21 protein-coding genes are annotated in these 18,592 nt (G+C 64.6%); 9 read left to right on the top strand and 12 right to left on the bottom strand.

The window, feature by feature from the left end; genetic code table 11:
- Window positions 1–18 precede the first annotated feature (18 nt).
- Window positions 19–486: a low molecular weight protein-tyrosine-phosphatase gene (locus tag JGU72_RS09340; RefSeq protein WP_374101109.1), complete on the top strand. Its 468-nt coding sequence runs from the start codon at window positions 19–21 to the stop codon at window positions 484–486.
- The gene (locus tag JGU72_RS09335; RefSeq protein ID WP_199683536.1) at window positions 474–1,319 is read left to right on the top strand and encodes an SURF1 family cytochrome oxidase biogenesis protein; all 846 of its coding nucleotides are present in this window, start codon (window positions 474–476) and stop codon (window positions 1,317–1,319) included. Before JGU72_RS09340 ends, JGU72_RS09335 begins: the two co-directional genes overlap by 13 nt.
- On the opposite strand, the gene JGU72_RS09330 is transcribed toward JGU72_RS09335, so the two are convergent.
- Window positions 1,257–2,201, bottom strand: coding sequence for a cobalamin biosynthesis protein (locus JGU72_RS09330; protein WP_199683535.1), 945 nt, complete (start codon window positions 2,199–2,201; stop codon window positions 1,257–1,259). The genes JGU72_RS09335 and JGU72_RS09330 overlap by 63 nt on opposite strands.
- Before the next feature lie 70 nt (window positions 2,202–2,271).
- Window positions 2,272–3,348, bottom strand: coding sequence for an alanine dehydrogenase (gene ald / locus JGU72_RS09325; protein WP_199683534.1), 1,077 nt, complete (start codon window positions 3,346–3,348; stop codon window positions 2,272–2,274).
- Between the two features lie 109 nt (window positions 3,349–3,457).
- Between ald and JGU72_RS09320 the strand changes: the two genes are divergently transcribed.
- The gene (locus JGU72_RS09320) at window positions 3,458–3,994 is read left to right on the top strand and encodes an Lrp/AsnC family transcriptional regulator (protein WP_199683533.1); all 537 of its coding nucleotides are present in this window, start codon (window positions 3,458–3,460) and stop codon (window positions 3,992–3,994) included.
- Here the strand turns inward: JGU72_RS09320 and JGU72_RS09315 are convergent.
- The 3 genes from JGU72_RS09315 to JGU72_RS09305 form a co-directional block, all read right to left on the bottom strand.
- Window positions 3,961–4,413: an AMP-binding protein gene (locus tag JGU72_RS09315; protein ID WP_199683532.1), complete on the bottom strand. Its 453-nt coding sequence runs from the start codon at window positions 4,411–4,413 to the stop codon at window positions 3,961–3,963. The genes JGU72_RS09320 and JGU72_RS09315 overlap by 34 nt on opposite strands.
- 135 nt (window positions 4,414–4,548) lie before the next feature.
- Window positions 4,549–4,917: a DUF427 domain-containing protein gene (locus JGU72_RS09310; protein WP_199683531.1), complete on the bottom strand. Its 369-nt coding sequence runs from the start codon at window positions 4,915–4,917 to the stop codon at window positions 4,549–4,551.
- 94 nt (window positions 4,918–5,011) lie between these two features.
- Window positions 5,012–5,953 carry an oxygenase MpaB family protein gene (locus JGU72_RS09305; protein ID WP_199683530.1) on the bottom strand — a complete coding sequence of 314 codons (942 nt, stop codon included), beginning with the start codon at window positions 5,951–5,953 and terminating at the stop codon, window positions 5,012–5,014.
- A 97-nt stretch (window positions 5,954–6,050) separates the two neighbouring features.
- Between JGU72_RS09305 and JGU72_RS09300 the strand changes: the two genes are divergently transcribed.
- The 4 genes from JGU72_RS09300 to JGU72_RS09285 all read left to right on the top strand — a co-directional run bounded on the left by JGU72_RS09300 (window position 6,051) and on the right by JGU72_RS09285 (window position 9,647).
- A complete protein-coding gene (locus JGU72_RS09300; protein WP_199683529.1) occupies window positions 6,051–6,695 on the top strand; it encodes a TetR/AcrR family transcriptional regulator in 645 nt (214 codons plus the stop codon).
- Between the two features lie 258 nt (window positions 6,696–6,953).
- Window positions 6,954–8,537 carry an FAD-binding oxidoreductase gene (locus tag JGU72_RS09295; protein ID WP_199683528.1) on the top strand — a complete coding sequence of 528 codons (1,584 nt, stop codon included), beginning with the start codon at window positions 6,954–6,956 and terminating at the stop codon, window positions 8,535–8,537.
- Entirely contained in the window at window positions 8,534–9,049 is a 516-nt protein-coding gene (locus JGU72_RS09290; protein WP_199683527.1) for a gamma carbonic anhydrase family protein, read from the top strand. Before JGU72_RS09295 ends, JGU72_RS09290 begins: the two co-directional genes overlap by 4 nt.
- Complete coding sequence (locus JGU72_RS09285) at window positions 9,039–9,647, top strand: TetR/AcrR family transcriptional regulator (RefSeq protein ID WP_199683526.1); 609 nt, start codon at window positions 9,039–9,041, stop codon at window positions 9,645–9,647. The genes JGU72_RS09290 and JGU72_RS09285 overlap by 11 nt, the downstream gene beginning before the upstream one ends.
- A 4-nt stretch (window positions 9,648–9,651) precedes the next feature.
- On the opposite strand, the gene JGU72_RS09280 is transcribed toward JGU72_RS09285, so the two are convergent.
- Together JGU72_RS09280 and JGU72_RS09275 are read right to left on the bottom strand one after the other, a co-directional pair.
- A complete protein-coding gene (locus JGU72_RS09280; RefSeq protein WP_199683525.1) occupies window positions 9,652–10,797 on the bottom strand; it encodes an acyl-CoA dehydrogenase family protein in 1,146 nt (381 codons plus the stop codon).
- Window positions 10,794–12,302 (bottom strand): flavin-containing monooxygenase, encoded by a 1,509-nt coding sequence (locus JGU72_RS09275; RefSeq protein ID WP_199683524.1) that lies wholly within the window; start codon window positions 12,300–12,302, stop codon window positions 10,794–10,796. Before JGU72_RS09275 ends, JGU72_RS09280 begins: the two co-directional genes overlap by 4 nt.
- Window positions 12,303–12,461: 159 nt before the next feature.
- Here JGU72_RS09275 and JGU72_RS09270 point away from each other — a divergent pair, with 159 nt between their 5' ends.
- Window positions 12,462–13,454 (top strand): AurF N-oxygenase family protein, encoded by a 993-nt coding sequence (locus JGU72_RS09270; protein WP_199683523.1) that lies wholly within the window; start codon window positions 12,462–12,464, stop codon window positions 13,452–13,454.
- Here JGU72_RS09270 and JGU72_RS09265 read toward each other — a convergent pair.
- The 5 genes from JGU72_RS09265 to JGU72_RS09245 form a co-directional block, all read right to left on the bottom strand.
- Window positions 13,418–14,143 (bottom strand): TetR/AcrR family transcriptional regulator, encoded by a 726-nt coding sequence (locus JGU72_RS09265; protein WP_374101108.1) that lies wholly within the window; start codon window positions 14,141–14,143, stop codon window positions 13,418–13,420. The two genes, JGU72_RS09270 and JGU72_RS09265, sit on opposite strands and share 37 nt — an antisense overlap.
- A gap of 167 nt (window positions 14,144–14,310) precedes the next feature.
- Window positions 14,311–15,042 (bottom strand): DUF4139 domain-containing protein, encoded by a 732-nt coding sequence (locus tag JGU72_RS31020; RefSeq protein ID WP_307828363.1) that lies wholly within the window; start codon window positions 15,040–15,042, stop codon window positions 14,311–14,313.
- Window positions 14,981–15,874 carry a mucoidy inhibitor MuiA family protein gene (locus tag JGU72_RS31015; protein WP_199683521.1) on the bottom strand — a complete coding sequence of 298 codons (894 nt, stop codon included), beginning with the start codon at window positions 15,872–15,874 and terminating at the stop codon, window positions 14,981–14,983. The genes JGU72_RS31020 and JGU72_RS31015 overlap by 62 nt, the downstream gene beginning before the upstream one ends.
- 41 nt (window positions 15,875–15,915) lie before the next feature.
- Window positions 15,916–16,368, bottom strand: coding sequence for an AMP-binding protein (locus tag JGU72_RS09250; protein ID WP_199683520.1), 453 nt, complete (start codon window positions 16,366–16,368; stop codon window positions 15,916–15,918).
- A gap of 117 nt (window positions 16,369–16,485) precedes the next feature.
- A complete protein-coding gene (locus JGU72_RS09245; protein WP_233531826.1) occupies window positions 16,486–17,913 on the bottom strand; it encodes an MFS transporter in 1,428 nt (475 codons plus the stop codon).
- An 89-nt stretch (window positions 17,914–18,002) separates the two neighbouring features.
- Between JGU72_RS09245 and JGU72_RS09240 the strand changes: the two genes are divergently transcribed.
- Window positions 18,003–18,524, top strand: coding sequence for a winged helix-turn-helix transcriptional regulator (locus JGU72_RS09240; protein ID WP_199683519.1), 522 nt, complete (start codon window positions 18,003–18,005; stop codon window positions 18,522–18,524).
- Window positions 18,525–18,592: the final 68 nt, after the last annotated feature.

The following is an 18,592-nucleotide window of genomic DNA, read 5'->3' as shown; positions in this document are numbered from 1 at the left end:
CAACTCCACGTCAGCTTCATCTGCACCGGCAACATCTGCCGCTCACCGATGGCCGAGAAGATCTTTGCCGCCCATCTGCAACGCGCAGGCCTCGCCGACCGGGTCCGCCTGAGCAGCGCGGGAACCGGAAGTTGGCATGTCGGCGATCCCGCGGACGACCGAGCGGTCGACGTTCTACGGAAAGCGGGATATCCGACCGACCACACGGCGGCGGTGGTCTCCAGCAAACACCAACGTGCGGACCTCCTCGTCGCACTCGATCGCGGGCACGAACGAGAACTCGCGCGAATGGGTGTGCCGTCGGACCGCCGCCGACTGCTTCGCAGTTTCGATCCGGACGCAGACGGGCGCGACGTCCCCGATCCCTACTACGGCGAACTCGCGGACTACGAGTTGGTCCGCGACCAGATCGAAGCGGCTGTGCCGGGCCTGCTGGAATGGGTCCGCGAACGGGTGGCCGCTACCGTAGACGTGTGCGACGACTGAAGTTCCTGCTGCGCCCGGGGTGGGTAATCCTGGCAGCGCTGGTCGGTATCTTCGCCTACCTGTGCTTTACGGTGCTCGCGCCGTGGCAACTCGGCAAGAACACCGACACCGAACGCCGCAACGACCTGATCAAGGCATCGCTGAACGCCGATCCGATTCCGGTTCAGGATTTGCTGAGCCCCGGGCGTCCTACGGCGGAAGACGATTGGCGCAGGGTCACCGTGACGGGCACCTACGTTCCCGCCAGTGATGTCCTCGTCCGACTACGGTCGAACGGCGGCGATCCTGCCTATGAGGTGCTGACGCCGGTCCGGCTGCCGGACGGCCGGTCCGTCCTCGTGGACCGTGGCTATGTCGACGCCATCAACGGCACCAAACCCCCGACCAGCATCCCGGCGCCGCCGCCCGGTCAAGTGACGGTCGATGGCCGGATTCGCTTGTCGGAGGGAACGATTCCCGACAGGCCGCCGATCGACGAAGACGGGTACAGGCAGGTCTATTCGATCGATTCGGGGCAGGTCTCGGCCGTTCTCGGAACGCCACTCACCAGCGGCTATGTTCAACTCGCCGAAAACCAGCCGGGCGGGCTCGACCCGGTCTCACTGCCCCAACTCGACGCCGGCCCGTACCTGTCCTACGGCCTGCAGTGGCTGGCGTTCGGAATCATGGCGCCACTCGGACTGGCGTACTTCGTCCGCGCGGAGCTGCTCGAACGTCGTAAAGAGAAGGCCGGCAAGCCCGCGCTGGTTTCGGCGTCCCCGGCACCGGCCTCACCGGCGCCGTCGCAGACGACGGAAGACAAGCTCGCCGACCGCTACGGCAAGCGCCGCTGACCCGACCGCGGCGCCAGTCTGGATTGCGGTGGACAGCGCAATCGCCCGACGCAGGTCGGCCACTCCGGGAGCCGGTCCGGAGCCCAGGGTCGGTCGCATTTCGATGCCGTGCGGGTACTCCGTCTTGCCGCCGAGCGTGACCCCCAATGCGCCGGCCATCGTTGCTTCGACGACGCCCGCGTTGGGGCTCGGGTGCGCGCCGCTGTCACGTTCCCAGGCTTCGGCGGCCGCCTGCGGAGATCCCCCGACCAACGGTGCGAGTACGACGGTCAGAACGCCGGCGATGCGTGCGGGCGCTAGATTGGCGACGTCGTCGACCTTTGCCGACGCCCAACCGAATCGCTCGTACCGCTCGTTTCGGTAGCCGACCATCGCGTCGAGAGTGTTGACCGCGCGATATCCGACCAAGCCCGGCACACCTGCGACCGCACCCCAGAACAGCGGTGCCACCGTCGCGTCGGAGGTGTTCTCGGCGATCGATTCGAGGGCTGCACGCGCGAGACCGTCGGCATCGAGAACACTCGGATCGCGACCACACAGCGAGGGCAAAAGAGCCCGCGCGCCTTCGAGGTCGTCGGCTTCGAGTCGGTCGGCCAATTCGGAACCCGTGCGCGCAAGCGTCGTACCGCCGAGGACAGTCCACGTTGCCACAGCGGTCGGCACAGCTCCGCGGAATACCGAGCCGCCGACGATCGTCGCGCCCACCAGGATTGCGTTGTGGAGCACGCCCGACCAGCGGTCGGCACCGTACGTGCGCTTCTCGAGTGCGGTTGCCGCCGTACCGAATCCGGCGACGGGATGGAAGCTACGAGGGTCGCCCAAGACACGATCGGCGGCATAACCCGCCAGCAGTCCAACCGCGACGGAGACTCCCCTGTTCACCCCGGAAGGCTAACGCCTATGCGCGGTTAGCGAATCCATGGACTCCCTGACCGCGCCCAGGGCGCAGCCCCTACGCAGCGACAGCCGCCGGAGAAACCAGCTTGCCGTCGTGCGCGGAGAGACCGTGCGCGAGTGCCGTGTCGGCGGCACACGCCATCCGCCAACCGCGGTCGGCGAGCGAAATCACGTACGGCAGTGTGGCGTTCGTCAAGGCGTAGGTGGAGGTGTGGGGGACGGCCCCCGGCATGTTCGCCACGCAGTAGAACACCGAGTTCTCGACGCGGTAGGTCGGGTCGGTGTGTGTGGTCGGACGCGAAGCCTCGAAGCATCCGCCCTGATCGATCGCGATGTCGACGAGTACCGAACCCGGCTTCATCTGCGCCACAACGGCATTGGAGACCAACTTCGGTGCCTGTGCGCCCGGGACGAGCACCGACCCGATCACGAGGTCGGCGTCGATGACAGCCTTCTCGAGCTCGAACTTGTTGGACGTGACCGTCGTGATACGCCCGCCGAATTGCGCATCCAGTTCACGCAGACGCGCGATGTTGCGATCGAGGACCGTCACGCGCGCGCCCATGCCGATGGCCATGGTTGCTGCATTGGTACCTGCGACACCGCCGCCGATCACGACCACGTGCGCCGGCCGCACACCCGGCACGCCGCCGAGCAGCACGCCTGCGCCGCCCGCTGCACGCATGAGGTGGTACGCGCCGGCCTGCACCGACAGCCTGCCCGCGACCTCGCTCATAGGCGCCAGCAACGGCAGCGAGCCGTCCTTGGCCTGCACCATCTCGTAGGCGATCGCAGTTGTGTGCGAATTCAGGATCGCGTCCGTGCACTCCTGCGACGCCGCGAGATGCAGGTAGGTAAAGAGCACCTGATCACGGCGAAGCAACGGATACTCCTGCGCGATAGGCTCTTTGACTTTCAGCAGCAACTCCGCGTGGTCCCAGACCTGCTCTGCGGTGTCAGCGATGCGAGCTCCGGCCGCCACGTAGTCGGCATCGGTGAACCCCGACCCCAGGCCGGCGTCGGTCTGAATGACCACGTCGTGCCCGCGTTCGGAAAGTTCGTGGGCCCCTGCCGGCGTCAGGGCAACCCGAAACTCCTGATCCTTGACCTCGCGGGGAACTCCAACTCGCATGCGCTACTCCTTTTCGAATTCGAACGCGGCTCGTGCCGCTCGAGTTCAATTCTGAAGAAACTGCGATGAAATCGGAACAGTTGCGAAGCTAATTCTCTAGGATTGGACAATGTCTCCTGAATCTTCGGAATCTATCGCGCGGCGAGTACGACAATCGAACGATCTTCGGCTCGACGACGTCGACCAGATCATCGTTGACGCATTGCAGCGTGATGCTCGGACGCCGAACAACGCGCTCGCGGAGTTGGCCGGGATTGCGCCCTCGACCGCGCTCGGCCGGATGCGTTCCCTGATCGAGCGAGGAGTGATTCGCGGATTCCATGCCGACATCGACCCGGTCGCACTAGGTCGCGGCCTGGAAGCAATGATTTCTGTTCGCCTGCAAGCGCATGCACGCAAACATGCGGCGTTCACGAAGCGGATCGCGACGCTGGAGGAGGTCGTCGACATCTACTTCATCGCAGGCGCGAACGACTATCTACTCCACGTCGCCGTGCCGGACGCGGCCGCCCTGCGCAACTTCGTCATCGACCATCTCGGCGCCGACCCGGAGGTCGCCGGTACGGAGACCACCCTGATCTTCGAACATCTCAGACCGCGCGCCGGTCGGCGTCAGGCTGCGCGCTCGGCGAAGTCGGCGACGTAGGAGAGGGTCGCAGCGTCGTCGAGCACCAACCAGCGCACCGAGTTCGGCAGTGTCGCCCGCTGCGCCTTCGTCGTGATTCCGACTGCGATTCGCCAGTCTGCGCCGACGCCGGCAAGCACCTCCGGATCTGTGGGATCGATCGACGCGAGAGCAGCACCCGTCTTGGCGACGGCCCACATGGCGACCACGGTCTCGATCGATGCAGGCACTGCCATCACGACGTGTGCGTTCGGACCGGCACCAAGGTCAGCGAGCAGCTGCGCGAGCCGATCCGACCACGAGTCGAGCTCACCGTTGGTCACGTTCCGGTGGGCATCCGAGATGGCGCTGGCAAAGGGGTCGTGAGCTGCGGTTTCGGTGAGCAGTTCCGGACGGATGTGAATGAAAGGTCCGACGGGCGAATCGACGAGTGCGTACATTTTGGCTCCTCCAGGGCTTGTTGTTGCTTACCTGCAAATCTTGTCGATCGGCGGAGGTAGCAATAGGAGCCCCAGTGGTGGTGCACCGACCCCCAGGGGTGAAGCCGGGGGTACCCAAGGTGCACTCAGCCCGGTCTAGCCGACCGTGACGGCAACCTTGTTCGGATAGAACGCGACGTAACCCGCAATGTCGGCGACCGAGTCGTACGGCTGCTCATAGGTCCACACAGCGTCGACGAGATCGCCGTCGGCCGTCTTCACCGAGTAGTACGACGCGTCACCCTTGAACGGGCAGTACGTCTGCGTATCGGTGCGCTCGAGCACTGAACGGTCGACGTCGTCGAGCGGAATGTACTGCACCGCAGGATAAGTGGACTCCTGCAGAGTCAGAGCGTTTGCGGTATCGGCGACGACGAGGTCGCCCACCGTGGCCGTCACCCGCTTTCGCGTGGGCGTGACAGTGATCGGGTGCGCCGGGCTCGGCAGAAGCCGTTGTCGTGACATGAGCACGCCTTTCGTCGCAGAACATAGGGTGCAGAACAGCGGGCCCTATGGGGCATTCTTTTCGAGCAACGAGCGGGAGCGTGCAGGAATTCCCTCAGACCGCAGACAGCGGCGCCTTGCGCTGCATCGAGCCGTACAGCGCCCGCGCCGCGGTAGGCGTCAGCGTCGCCGGGTGGACGGGCACGCCGGACTCCTGGTGCTGGCGCAGTACCCAGGCCGTCTTGGGCGCGATGACCTCGAGCAACGGCGGTCCGAGTTTCTTGATACCGAGGGCGCGCATCTCGATCTTCGTTGCCCCGACGATGGCTCTGTCGACGAATGCCGACTGATCGAACTGGCCGCTGGTCCGCATCCATTTCGGGAGCGTGGCGATGGTCGCGGGTGCGATGACGCGGCTCAGGGTCGAGAAGGCGATCCCTCCGTTGGTGCGCGGCGTGCGCAGCAGGTAGTGCATCGCACGCAGTGCGCGCTCGGATGTGCACAGCGTCGGACGGACAGCGTCGAAGTACGCGCGGACCTCGGCGCGCGAGCGCGGCACGTCGGACGGCTTGCACGTCTGCAGTTCGGCGGCGATGACGCACTCGGCCCAGTACTGCTCCTCCTCGGCCGCGGACAGTGGTCCGGGACCGTACATTTCGTAGCACTTGAGAACCGAGTGCCAGCCGGTCACGTGAATCCACAACTGCGAGTCCGGATTGTTTGCGCTGTATCGCTTACCGCTGATCGGCTCGATACCGGTCGCCTTGGCGTGCACGGTCATGAGGAATTCCGACGCCTGGATTGCTGTGCGCGAATCGGCGGTGGCGATTGTCAGGAAGTACGAGAGCGTGTTGTCGAGCCGGCTCTGCGGGTTCGCGTAGATCCCGTCCATATCCGCAACTGCGGCTGCGAGGAACGGGTCGAAGTGCTCGAGAACGACAGATCGCTGGAAGCCGATCAGCGACGTGGGCGACGACCACACCTTCCAACTCGGCGAATCGGGTCCGAAGAAGCCGTAGTCCGTCACTCGCAACGGTTGAGTCGGATACCCGGTCATGCCATGCTCCTTTGCACGTTTTCACCAATTACTACTCGATCGTAGCAAATTATTACGCTAACGTAGGTTATCTACGTCAGACGTGCAAGGAGCAGATGTGCCAGCAACCGCTACGCCGCGAAAGCGCCGCGCCTACGCCGCACGCGTGCCCGAAGAGCAGCGGCGTACAGAATTGCTCGACGCCGCCCTTCATCTCGTCGTAGTCGAGGGCCATAACGCCGTGACCATGGCAGCGGTCGCCGAACAAGCGGGCGTGACCAAGCCGGTGGTCTACGGACTCTTCGCAAATCGCGCGGACCTCCTCGCCGACCTCCTGCGCCGCGAGCAGGAACAGGCTCTCGCCCAACTGCTGGCCGTTCTCCCATCGGACTTCGACAAGCGGTCTCTCGACGCACCCGGCGACCAGCTTGCGGCCCTGCTGGAACGATTCCTCGGCGTGGTACGCGAGGCGCCGGAGCGTTGGCACTGCATCGTCATGCAAATGCCCGACATGCCCGCAGAGTTTCTGTCGGCCCGCGAAACCGCACGCGCAATTGCCCTGGTCCGCGTCGAACAAATCGCGCGATGGCTGCTCCGATCGTTGGACGCCCCACCCGAACTCGACGCCGAGATCGTGGCCCACACAATGGTCGGCGTGTTCGAATCCGCCGCAAGGCTGGTCCTTTCAGACCCGGAGCACTTCAAGCCCGAACGCTTCGTCGCGTCGTTGCGCGCGGCTACGGGAATGGCGCTGCGCCGCTGAGTTCGCGCCCAAGAGGCTCTTTTCGTCTCCGCCACTCGGGCGTTGCTCAGCCAACCGCCCACTCGACACAATTCTCGGCGCGTCGCACTCGACACGCCACAACCACTCGCCGATCTACGTGCCGCTCGGCCGACCAGGCACCTCCCGTGCCCGCCACTCGGGCGTTGCTCAGCCAACCGCCCACTCGACCCGGCTTCCGGCGGGCATGTAATTGACTTCGTGGTAACTTACCAACTAGTCAATTCTTGAGGAGTCAGGGTGAAGACACGATCATGGTGGGGTTGGGGCAACGTTGAGGACGCGGTCGTCGGCCCGGAAAGGGACGCACTGACCAAGCGGACCGCCGCTCTGGTCCCCAATGCCGACCTGACTGTTCACGAACCGCCGACGGTCGCGTCGCTGGGCCTCCCCGAACCGCGAATCGAGATACCGGCAAACCTCGGCCACGTCTGCAGCGCGGACCCCACAGACCGCGCTGCCCACGCCCACGGCCAGGCCTTTCGCGACATTGTTCGCAACCTCCACGGTGATATCCAGAATGCGCCGGACCTTGTCGCTCGACCGACCACCGAGCAACACATCATCGACCTCCTGGATTGGTGCACGCGCTCCAACACAGCCGTAATCCCCTACGGCGGCGGCACTTCCGTTGTCGGTGGCGTCGAACCCCGCAATAACGACGACTATGCCGGCACCATCAGCCTCGACCTCCGACATCTCGACAAGGTCCTCGAGATCGACCGCTCCAGCAGAGCCGCGCGCATCCAGGCGGGCATCCTCGGCCCCGCGCTGGAGGACGAACTCAGGACCCACGACCTCACCCTCCGGCACTTCCCGCAATCGTTCGAGTTCTCCACACTCGGTGGCTGGTTGGCCACCCGTGCGGGTGGACATTTCGCGACGCTCTACACCCACATCGACGACCTGTGCGAATCCATGCGTGTCGTCACTCCCGCCGGCGTCAGCGAATCGCGCCGACTCCCCGGCTCCGGCGCCGGACCCTCCCCCGACCGCATGTTCCTCGGGTCCGAGGGCACGCTCGGCGTCATCACCGAAGCATGGATGCGGCTGCAGGATCGGCCCCAATTCAAAGCCACCACCTCCGTGCTCTTCGAGGACTACGACAAAGCTGTCGACGCGACCAAGGCGATCGCCCAATCCGGCCTCTACCCCACGAACTGCCGGCTGCTCGACCCCGTCGAAGCCTTCATCAACGCCGGAACCTCGTCTGCCGGTGGTGTGCTCGTCCTCGCCTTCGAATCAGCCGACCACCCCGTCGACACCTGGCTCGAGCGCGCAGTAACCATCGCCCGCGAGCACGGCGGAAAACCGGCCGACCAGACCGGCAAACCCGCCTCCGACACCTGGCGCTCGTCGTTTCTCCGGATGCCGTATCAGCGCGACGCCCTCGCCGCCCAGTCGATGATCGTCGAGACATTCGAAACCGCCTGCACCTGGGACAAATTCGCCGACCTCCGCGCCGCGGTCACGAAGGCTGCCACCGAAGCGCTCGCCTCGGCGAAGACGCATGGCGTCGTCACCTGCCGATTCACTCACGTCTACCCGGACGGTCCGGCGCCGTACTTCGGCATCTACGCAGCGGGCCGGTGGGGCAGCACGGTTGCGCAGTGGGACGACATCAAAGCGGCGGTCTCCGAGGCACTCGCGACCAACGGTGGCACGATTACCCACCATCACGCAGTCGGACGCGATCACCGGCCGTGGTACGACCGCCAGCGTCCCGATCCCTTCGCGCTCGCGCTGCGGGCGGCCAAATCCGCGCTGGACCCGGCAGGAATACTGAACCCCGGCGTACTGCTCGACCCCGAGAGGAAACAATGAAGATTCAGCTTGGCGAACACAGTCCGAATGTCCACGAGACGAGCTGGATCGCGCCCAACGCGACAGTGATCGGGCAGGTGACGCTCGGTGAGCAGGTCGGAATCTGGTACAACGCCGTCCTGCGGGGCGACATGGATTCGATCACCATCGGCGACCGCACCAATATTCAGGACGGTAGTGTGCTGCACGCCGACCCGGGCATGCCGCTCGTCGTCGGCACCGGAGTTTCGGTGGGCCACAACGCAATCCTGCATGGCTGCACGATCGGTGACGACGTCCTCGTCGGCATGGGAGCGACCGTTCTCAACGGCGCAAAAGTCGGCTCCGGGACGCTCATCGCCGCCAACGCACTCGTCACACAGGGCGCCGAGATACCGCCGAATTCGTTGGTAGCCGGTGTTCCCGCCAAGGTTCGACGCGAGCTCTCCGAGGCCGAACGCGACAGCATCCGGCTCAACTCGGCCGTGTATCTCCATGCGCTGCAAATACATTCGGAGGCACGTGAAGTCTGAGCCCGCCGTCGCGGGCACCAAAGGTGTGCCGCGCGGCGAACGCGAGCAGCAGATACTCGACGTCGCTGCCGCCGAGTTCGCATCGCGCGGCTTCACCGGCGCCTCGATGGCGTCGATCGCGGAACGGGCTGGGATCTCGAAGCCGTTGATCTACAGCTACTTCGGCTCCCGTGACCAGTTGCACCTGGCGTGCATCCGGCGCGCCGGCGAACCGCTCGTTGCGGCCGTTGCCGCGGCGCAAACAGACGTGCCCGCCGGAGCGCGCGCGGCACGCACGATGGCAGCGATCTTCGCGGCACTCGCCGAGCACCGGTTCGACTGGGCTGTCCTGTACGACCCCACTCTGCCGTCGGACACGATCAGCGGCGCCGCGGCGCACGACTACCGGAAAGCTCTGAACGGCATGGGCGCAGCCGGTGCAACGGAAGTGCTTGCGGCAGAGCAGAACACAGATCCCGACGACCGCTCTCTGCTGACCCACATCTGGTTCGGCACGGTGTCGGCGGTGGTCCGCTGGTGGCAGGACCACCCCGAACACACCGCCGACGACATGGCGAAGCGTTGCGAGCGAATCTTCTCCGCTCTCACAACGCGTTAGGCCGCTACAGGGACCGCGAAATGATTTCCTTCATGATCTCGTTCGTTCCTGCGTAGATCATCTGCACGCGAGCGTCGGTCCACATCCGGGCGATCGGGTATTCGGTCATGTAGCCGTAGCCGCCGAACAACTGCAGGCATTCGCTGGCAACGGACATCGCGCGCTCGGTGATCCACCACTTGGCCATTGCCACGGTCGGGATGTCGAGCTCGCCCTTCAGGTGGCGTGCGACGCAATCGTCGACAAAGACGCGGGCGATCTTGGTCTCGGTCGCGACCTCGGCGAGCTTGAACTTCGTGTTCTGGAAGTTGAAGATCGGCTTACCGAACGCCTGGCGATCCTTGGTGTAGGCAACCGTCTGCGCGAGAGCCGATTCCATGCCGGCGACGCCGCCGACCGCGATGATGAGCCGCTCCTGCGGCAGCTGCTGCATCAACTGGATGAAGCCGAGTCCCTCGGCGGTGCCGAGTAGGTTGCTGGTCGGAATGCGGACGTCCTCGAAGTACAGCTCTGCGGTGTCCTGACCCTTCTGGCCGACCTTGTCGAGCACGCGACCACGCCGGAAACCGGGCCGGTCTGCCTCGACCAGCACGAGCGAAATGCCGTTCGCCGCTTCGCTGGTGTCGGTCTTCACGACGACGATGATGAGGTCTGCCTGAGCGCCGTTGGTGATGAACGTCTTCGATCCGTTGACGACGTACTCGTCGCCGTCCTTGATCGCCTTCGACTTGACGTTCTGCAGATCCGAGCCGGTGCCCGGCTCCGTCATGGCGATCGCACCGACGATTTCGCCGGTCGCCATCTTCGGCAACCAGTGCTTCTTCTGCTCTTCGGTGCCGTAGGACAACAGGTAGTGAGCGACGATGCCGTTGTGCAGGCTCGCACCCCAGGCCGTGTCGCCCGAGCGAGCCTGCTCCTCGATGAATACCGCCTCGTGCGCGAATGTGCCGCCACCGCCGCCGTATTCCTCCGGAATCGACATGCACAGCAGGCCGAGTTCGCCGGCCTTGTTCCACAGGTCACGGTCGACGTGGTGCTGCTCGATGAACTTGTCGATGTTCGGGACGACTTCCTTCTGGAAGAAGTCGCGAGTCATTTCACGGAGGGCATCGAGTTCGTCGTCGAGCCACTGGGAGCGGTAGGTGCTCATCGGGTGGGTGTTCCTTCTGTTGTGTGCGGACGGGCTGAAACCGACTTTTTGCGGAGGACCGTGTATTTGTCGGCATCGAACTTGCTGAACTTGCGCTGTAATTCGGCGGTGGACCACGGCCAGGCCGCGACGTTGAACCCTTGCGCGTCGAGGTAGTAACTCGCACAGCCCCCGTTGTTGAACACCGTGGGCTGCAACGCTTTCTGCACTTTGTCGTTGTAGGTATCGACGACGGAGCGCTTGACCTCGAGCGCGTCGACGCCGAGCGCGTCGGCTTTGCGGATGCCGTCGATGATGTAGTCGAGCTGCCACTCTGCGATCGCTACGAACGAGTTGTAGACGAGAACGTTGGGGCCGAGCATCACCCACGCGTTGGGCGCGTCCGGCACCGACGTTGCGAGGTACGCCCGCGGACTGCCGGCCCACACCTCGGACAGCAGCCGGCCGTCCCGCAGCCGAATTCGTTGTGCGACCGGAGATTCGGAGACTTGGAAACCAGTGCCGAAGATGATGACATCGACCTCGCGGCGGGTGCCGTCTGCAGCGATGACTGCGTCGTGCTCGACCTCCTTCAACGCCTGCGGGATCAGCTCGACGTTGGCCTTCGTCAACGCCGGATAGAACGTGTTGGACAGCAGCAGCCGCTTACACCCGAGGGTGAAGTCCGGCGTGAGCTGTTGGCGCAGAACGGGATCCGCGACTTGATACTGCAGCCACATCTTGCCGATCGGATTGAGCAGTCGGGCAAGCTTCTCGTGCCGCAGCGTCATCGTGATCGAGCGCAGCAACCCATCGATCGCGACCCGGATCGCGCGCTGCGAGATCGGAGCCTTGCGGAAAACGAAGCGCGCGGGTGCCGGGAACGGAATGTCAGTTCGGGGCACGACCCAGGACGGCGTCCGCTGGAACACGAACAGTTCGAGTACCTCGGGCTGGATTTCCGGGATGAACTGAACAGCCGATGCGCCGGTGCCGATCACCGCGACACGCTTGCCGGTCAGGTCTATGTCGTGATTCCAGCGGGCGGAGTGGAACATCTCGCCACGGAAACCGCTCAGTCCGCGCACGTTCGGGTACACGGGTTCGGTCAGCGGACCGGTCGCGAAGATGACGTGTTGCGCGGTGACGGGGCCACGCGACGTATCGAGGGTCCAGCGTCGATCGTCGTCGGACCACGACGCCTCGATCATCTCGACCCCGTACTCGACGAACCGGCCCAACTCGAACTCCGCGACCGTTTCCTCGATATATCGCAGCAGGTCCGGCTGGGTTGCGAAGACGCTGCGCCACTCGGGGTTGGGCCGGTAGGAGAACGAGTACACGGGCGACGGGATGTCGACGCCGCAGCCCGGATACGTGTTGTCGCGCCACACTCCGCCCGGTGAATCCGCCTTCTCGAGCACCTGAAAGTCCGTGATACCCGCACGTAGCAGCTTCACGGCAGCGGAAATCCCGGACAGCCCGGCGCCGACGACGACGATTTTCACGTCATTGCGAAACGTCATTGTTCGCTCCACGCTTTCGAGAACGCTGCGCTCTTCGTCGAGCACAAACCCTTGCCTGGGACACTCCGTCCCATTAAGTTGGAGAAACTACGCCAGAGATCCGCGCCAGCACAAGACGCGCAGGTCCTGGCACTGCTTGGCGAGGACGAGGAGGCATCGATGACGCTGTCGACTTCGCGGGGTTCCGGACTGTTCGGCGACGAATACCGCGAGACGCTGCACATGCTGTCGGAGGGGTCGGTGCGCAGGCACTTCGATCCCTATCTGGACATCGACTGGGATGGCGCCGAATTCGCGATCGACCGCGACGATCCGCGCTGGGTGCTCTCCCCCGAACTCGACCCACTCGGTGCGAGCCAGTGGTACCAGGATCTGCCGCTCGAGCGGCGGATCGAGATCGGCAGGTGGCGGCAGGCCAACGCGATCAAGGTCGGCTCGGCGTTCGAGAGCGTCCTCATTCGCGGAATGATGCAGTACATCATGAAGCTGCCCAACGGTTCCCCGGAGTTCCGTTACTGCCTGCACGAGATGACCGAAGAGTGCAATCACATACAGATGTTCCAGGAATTGGTCAACCGAATCGGTGACGACGTTCCCGGCATGCGCCCGATATTCAGAATTCTGTCGCCTTTCATCGGCGTCGCGGGTGGCTACGCACATGTGATCTTGTTTATCGGGATTCTCGGCGGCGAGGAGCCGATCGATCATTATCAGAAGGCGCTGATCCGCGGCGGCAAGGACACACCACCGGCCGTTCTGCGGGTGATGGAAATACACATAGCCGAGGAAGCACGCCACATTTCGTTTGCGCACGAGTTCCTGCACGCACACATCCGCGGAATGAATCCGGTCAGTCGTGCGATATGTGGAATCGCGTTTCCAGTCGCAATGCGGTGGCTGGTCGGCGAAATCATGACCCCACCGCGCGCATTCGCCAGAAAATTCGACATTCCGGCCGATGTGTTCCGCGACGCCTTCTGGCGCAGTGCGCATTCGCGGCGAGTCCTGGCCGGCTACTTCGGCGATGTACGGATGCTTGCCGACGATTTGGGCCTCATGAATCCCGTCACGCGGCGCCTGTGGCGCTGGCTGCGGATCGACGGCGAACGGTCACGCTACAGAGGCGCACCTGAGCGGGCTGCCATCAGCTGATCGATGACGGTCACAAGCGGCACTTTCGGGTCTACGACGAGGCCTGCCGACCGCGCAGCGCCGTCCAGAACGAACCAGGCGTACGTCGCGAGGTCTTGCACTACCTGCGCCCGGTCCTGGGTAGGCGACGGATCTCGCGCCCAATGACTCAGCGTTCCCTCCACCATCGTGACCACCGCGAAAGGCAGATGTTCGAACGGTTGGGCGTCGGCATCGAGTAGTTGCGCGATCGAGAAAATGATCTCGTGCGACCGCTGCGAGATTCGGGCTTTCAGGCTGGTGATCGCGTCGATGCCGGCATCGTCGTAATCGGTCGGCCCGCGCCGCATGAATTCGTGCAATCGAGCATGATCGGTCGCCCAATCCGCGACGGACCGAATCGTGCGAACGAGTATCTCTTCGAGCGTGCCGTCCGAGATATTCAGAGCGGCATCCAGGATCTCGGTCAGCTGGTCGAGCAGAAACGATCGAATTCTGCGGTCGAGATCGTCTTTGTCGGTGAACTGGCGATAAACAACCGACTTGGCCAGACCTGCCCGCTTTGCGATCCGCTGCACCGGAATATCGGCGCCGGGCTCGCTTTCCTCGATCAGTTCGACGGCTGCCTCGACAATGTGGCGCTGCCGAGTCGAATTGTGCCGTTCCCAGCGCGCCATGTGCCCGCTGACGGGTTCGTCGGCGGTTGGCACGGGACTGGTCATCCGGAAATTGTACCTATCGATTCAGGCCGAAAATCCGATCACGCGCGCTTGGAAATTACCTCCGCTGCCCAGGTGCACCAGTCCATCGTCTCCCGTTCGACGACCGGCGACGCACTGCGGCCAGATACGCACAGGGCAATCGCCGCGGCCCTTCTCTACTCGCGCCAGTTCGCGATCTCGATGCCCTTGCCGACCTCGACTTTGAACCCCATCGTGAACTCGCCTTTACTGCCCGGCGCGAGAGTGGTTCGCCAGGTCACGACACCGAGGTCGGTCACCTCGGTAGGCCTCGGGTCTATGCGCGGGTCCTTGATGGCGATGGTCTCGTCCCGTGAAACGGGGAGTTGATCTCGCACCGTTACGCGGGCATCGCGTGCGGTGTGGTTGGCGATCGTGATCTTGTATCCGGCTTCGCGCTTGTTACTCGTGAAGCCGCGGCCGGCACTCGTGCGAACCAGTTCGCGCTCGATGCGCACCCGATCGTCGACGCCGAGCGCAAGTTCGACCTCCTCGCCCGGCGCCCACACCGCGAGCATCGTCGTGCCCACGTACTCGTCGTCATGGAATATCGACGCGCGTCCGGATTGGAGCGTGTGCTCGGACGAATTCGTTGCTGTCGCACGCAGATACGCCTCCGGCGCGATAACAGGTGCCGTCACGTAATCGAGTTCGCTGGCCAGATCGAGAACAGCGACCGTCGCCCGATGCGATTCGCCGTCCGCAGGCACCGCAACAGGCCGGACCGGTCGATACGTCGCGGCGATCAGCCCCTGCTCGACGGTCGCGGTTTCCAGTTTCACGACGGGGAACTCGCCGGTGACGGCATCAGCCGACAACGCCATCATCGGTGCGGGCGCGGCACCGTATGCGCCTGCGGATCTCGCCACGCCGGCCGGCGGCGGAGGCCGCTTCCGGTCGAGGTACCAGGGGGGCGAGTTCAGGGACGGTGAGCGATCTGGACACCTGTGCTGTCGACAGGGCGAGGTCGCATTCGGGCCAGTCCTCCCCCGTTTGCTGCGAAACCACGCCGTACCACGTGACGTTCAGCCGCTCGCCCGTCTGCCGCAGATCGTAAACAGAGGTCCAACCCGCACCGCCGACCACGTAGCTGACGTCGAACTCGATCGTTGCGGCCGCTGCGGCGGCCGTCGCGATCTGCACCGCGCGCCGATCGGGTCGGTATTCGGCCCTGGCGGCAATCTCACGCTCGATTGCTGCGAGTTCGTCCTGGACACCCTCGGCCGCAGCCGTCAACGAACGCTTCTCTGAACGCACGGCACTGTGCTGCGTCGCAATCGTTTCCGCGAAGGCGGTCGGATATTCGGCCCGCCCCGCCGCGATCTGTTTCGCGAAGCTCGCCCCCGCGTGTGAAGAAAGCTCGTCCAGAAACCGTTGGCGCGCGTCCTGCACCTCGATGGCGTCGGAGATTTCGCGACTGCGCTCGATGATCTCCTTCTTCCGGACAATGAGTGCGGCCACGGCTGACTCGGGCGATTCCGCATGATGCCGGAACACGACGTCGACGCCGAGGACCGTGGCCGACCCCCGTCCGGTAACCCGGACGGTTCCCGGATCGAGACCGAACGCGAGGTCGTCGAGAACGACATGTGCATCGCCGGAAGGCACTGTGACAGTGCCTCGCCGGGTGATTCGCGCGCCGTGCGGGTAGACTGTCACGGCGACGATCGGCGCTTCGAGCAGTAACTCGGCAGATGTCACGGGAGCGAGCGTACGCCGCCGCCCGCAACCCGCGGGCGCTGTTATGCGGCCTGCAGTGCCTCGCCACCCAACGCCTCGAACCCCGTCTCGAGGACGAGCCAGTTGATCGAGTCCGGAACCAGTCGGCGCTGTGCACGAGTGGTGACACCGACGGTGATTCGCGGATCGGACAGCACCTTTCCGACCGGTGCGTACAGGTCGCTCGGATCGACTGATGCGAGGCGGGCGCCCGTCTTCGACACTGCCCAGATCGCCACGAAGGACTCGATCGACGGAGACAGCGCCATGACGACGTGCGCGTCCGGTCCGGCGCCGAGCGCGATGAGGGCGTCCGCGACCCGATCCGACCAGCTGTCGACCTCGGCAAACGTCAGTCGCCGGTCGGCGGTCGACACCGCGATTTCCTGCGGATCCAGTTCGACTGCGTCGGTGAACATCTCCGGCTGCAGACGCGTGAAAGTTGCTGCTCCGACGTTTTCGTTGATGGTGCGCATATCGACCTCCACAGTGTGCGTCGCGTTGTGCGACTTCGTTACTGCAAATCTTGTCGATTTCGACGTCGCGCACGAGGTACCCAACGGGTGGCGACCGCACCCGAAGGGGTACCCGATTCACACCCTTTGGTGCTCGACCTCTTGCGGCTCGGCCGCTCCGCCGGCGTTCGCCCGAGCTCTGGACAGGAACACGACAAGCGCGCCGAGCACCGAGAGCGTGGCGGTGACGAGGGCGGCATGATTCCAGCCGTCCACGAGCACAGCGGTGTCCCCAGCCGATCCGGGCCGCGCAGCGATAACTGCCACGACGGTGACACCGATAGCCGACCCGACGTAGCGTGCCGAGTTGTTTGCGCCGCTGCCCATTCCGGCCCGTCCCGGTGGAACGCTGGCGACCGCCTCTCTACCCAAGGCAGCGTTGAGTATTCCGCTGGCGATACCGGCAATGACAAGTCCGGGGAGGAACCTCGCCCACGTCGACGTTTCAGAGATCCCAAAGAGCGCGAACTGACCGATACCAACGCCGACGAGTCCGATCGCAAGTTGCGTCCTGCCCGGCACGCTCGGCGGAATTCGGCGCGCGAGCAGTGCGGTAACAACACTGATCCCCGACCAGACGAACAGTAGCCCGGCTGCTCCGAGTGCCGAAATCTGTAGGGCCGCACCGAGGAACCCCGACATGTACGACATCAGCGCGATGATTCCGGCGCCGGTTGCCAGCGCCGCGGTCGTCGCCGCAACGAAGGCAGGTTGGCGAAAGAGTGTCAGATCCAGCATCGCCGACGAGCTGCGCGCCTCGACCACGCCGAACGCCAGAAGCAGTACGGCTGCCGCGGCCGCGAGCGCGAACACGTGGCCAGACGTCCAACCCTGCCGGCCTTCCACCAGCGCCGCGAGTAGCGCACTCATACCGGAGGCGAGCAGCACGACGCCTGGAATATCGAGGCGCCGAGACGTTTTCGTTCGCGACTCCGGCAGCAGGAAGTGGGCTGCGATCCCGAGGGCGATTGCGGCGGCAAAGATCAGCCAGTACACGTCACGCCAGCTCGCTGCGCGGTCGAGGCCCGCGGACAACAGTGGTCCGGCTGCGATGCCGGCACCCACACTCGCACCCCAGACTCCGCTGGCCGCGGCGCGTGCGGGACCGGCCGCGAAGGTATGGGCAATGATCCCGAGGCTCGACGCGATCACTGCCGCTCCCCCCATGCCCTGCAGTACACGTGCAAGAACGAACACCAGGGTGTCGGGCGCGACAGCACTCGCGATCGAGGCGAGCGCGAGGGTCAGCATCCCGATCTCGAAGGTTCGTCGACGACCGAAATCGTCGGCGATCGTGCCGGTGGACAGCAACGCGGCACCCAGACCGATGCTCATCGAGCTGAGGATCCACGTTCGTCCCGCTGCGTCGGCGCCCAGACCCGCGGCGGTGCTGTTCACAGTCGCCAGTGGCGCGGTGAACGCGACGAGGGTGAGCAGGGTTCCGAGCGCCACAACCGAAAGTGCCTTGGCGGCGCTTCGATCCGCCGCGGTCTCACGCATCTTCATGGTGCTGCACCTTTGGTCTGGTCAACGAACTAACTCGCCCAACCTAGCATATTGGTTCGTTGAACAGACCAATCAGGTAGCATTCGATCGTGGCACTGGGAACGGACTACGCACGGCAGGACTGCTCGCTGGCCCGCGCCCTCGAGGCGATCGGCGAGCGGTGGACCCTGCTCATCCTGCGCGACTGCTTCTTCGGGGTGCGCCGGTTCACCGACCTTCAGGACCACCTGGACATCTCCAAAGCGGTACTGACACAGCGCCTTTCGACGCTCGTCGACACCGGGCTGCTCGAAAAGTCGGGTGGCCACAAGCACGGCGAATACACGTTGACCGAGGACGCAATCGCACTGTGGCCAGCCATGTTCGCGCTCATCAAATGGGGCGAGCAGCGGTGGTCGCCACGGGGTCCGCGGCGAATCTTCTCTCACGCGGTGTGTGAAACCGACATTGCAACCAGCGGTCAATGCCCTACGTGCGGAACAATTCCACCGCCCGGGGAACTCCAGATTCGCCCCGGACCCGGCGCCGATCCGAGCGTGCGTTCCGATCCGGTGTCGGTCGCACTGCGATCGCCTCGCCTTCTGCTGCAGCCCTTGCCTGTTCAGCGGTAATCGGACAGCCTTTAGCCATTCGAATCACATTCGTCGCCTCCCTCCTGTGCGGTACCGTTCGCTCAACG

The sequence above is a fragment of the Antrihabitans auranticaus genome (assembly GCF_016481275.1).
GTDB lineage: Bacteria > Actinomycetota > Actinomycetes > Mycobacteriales > Mycobacteriaceae > Antrihabitans.
Note: the sequence above shows the minus strand (reverse complement) of the source record. Positions and strands in the feature narration are given on the sequence as shown.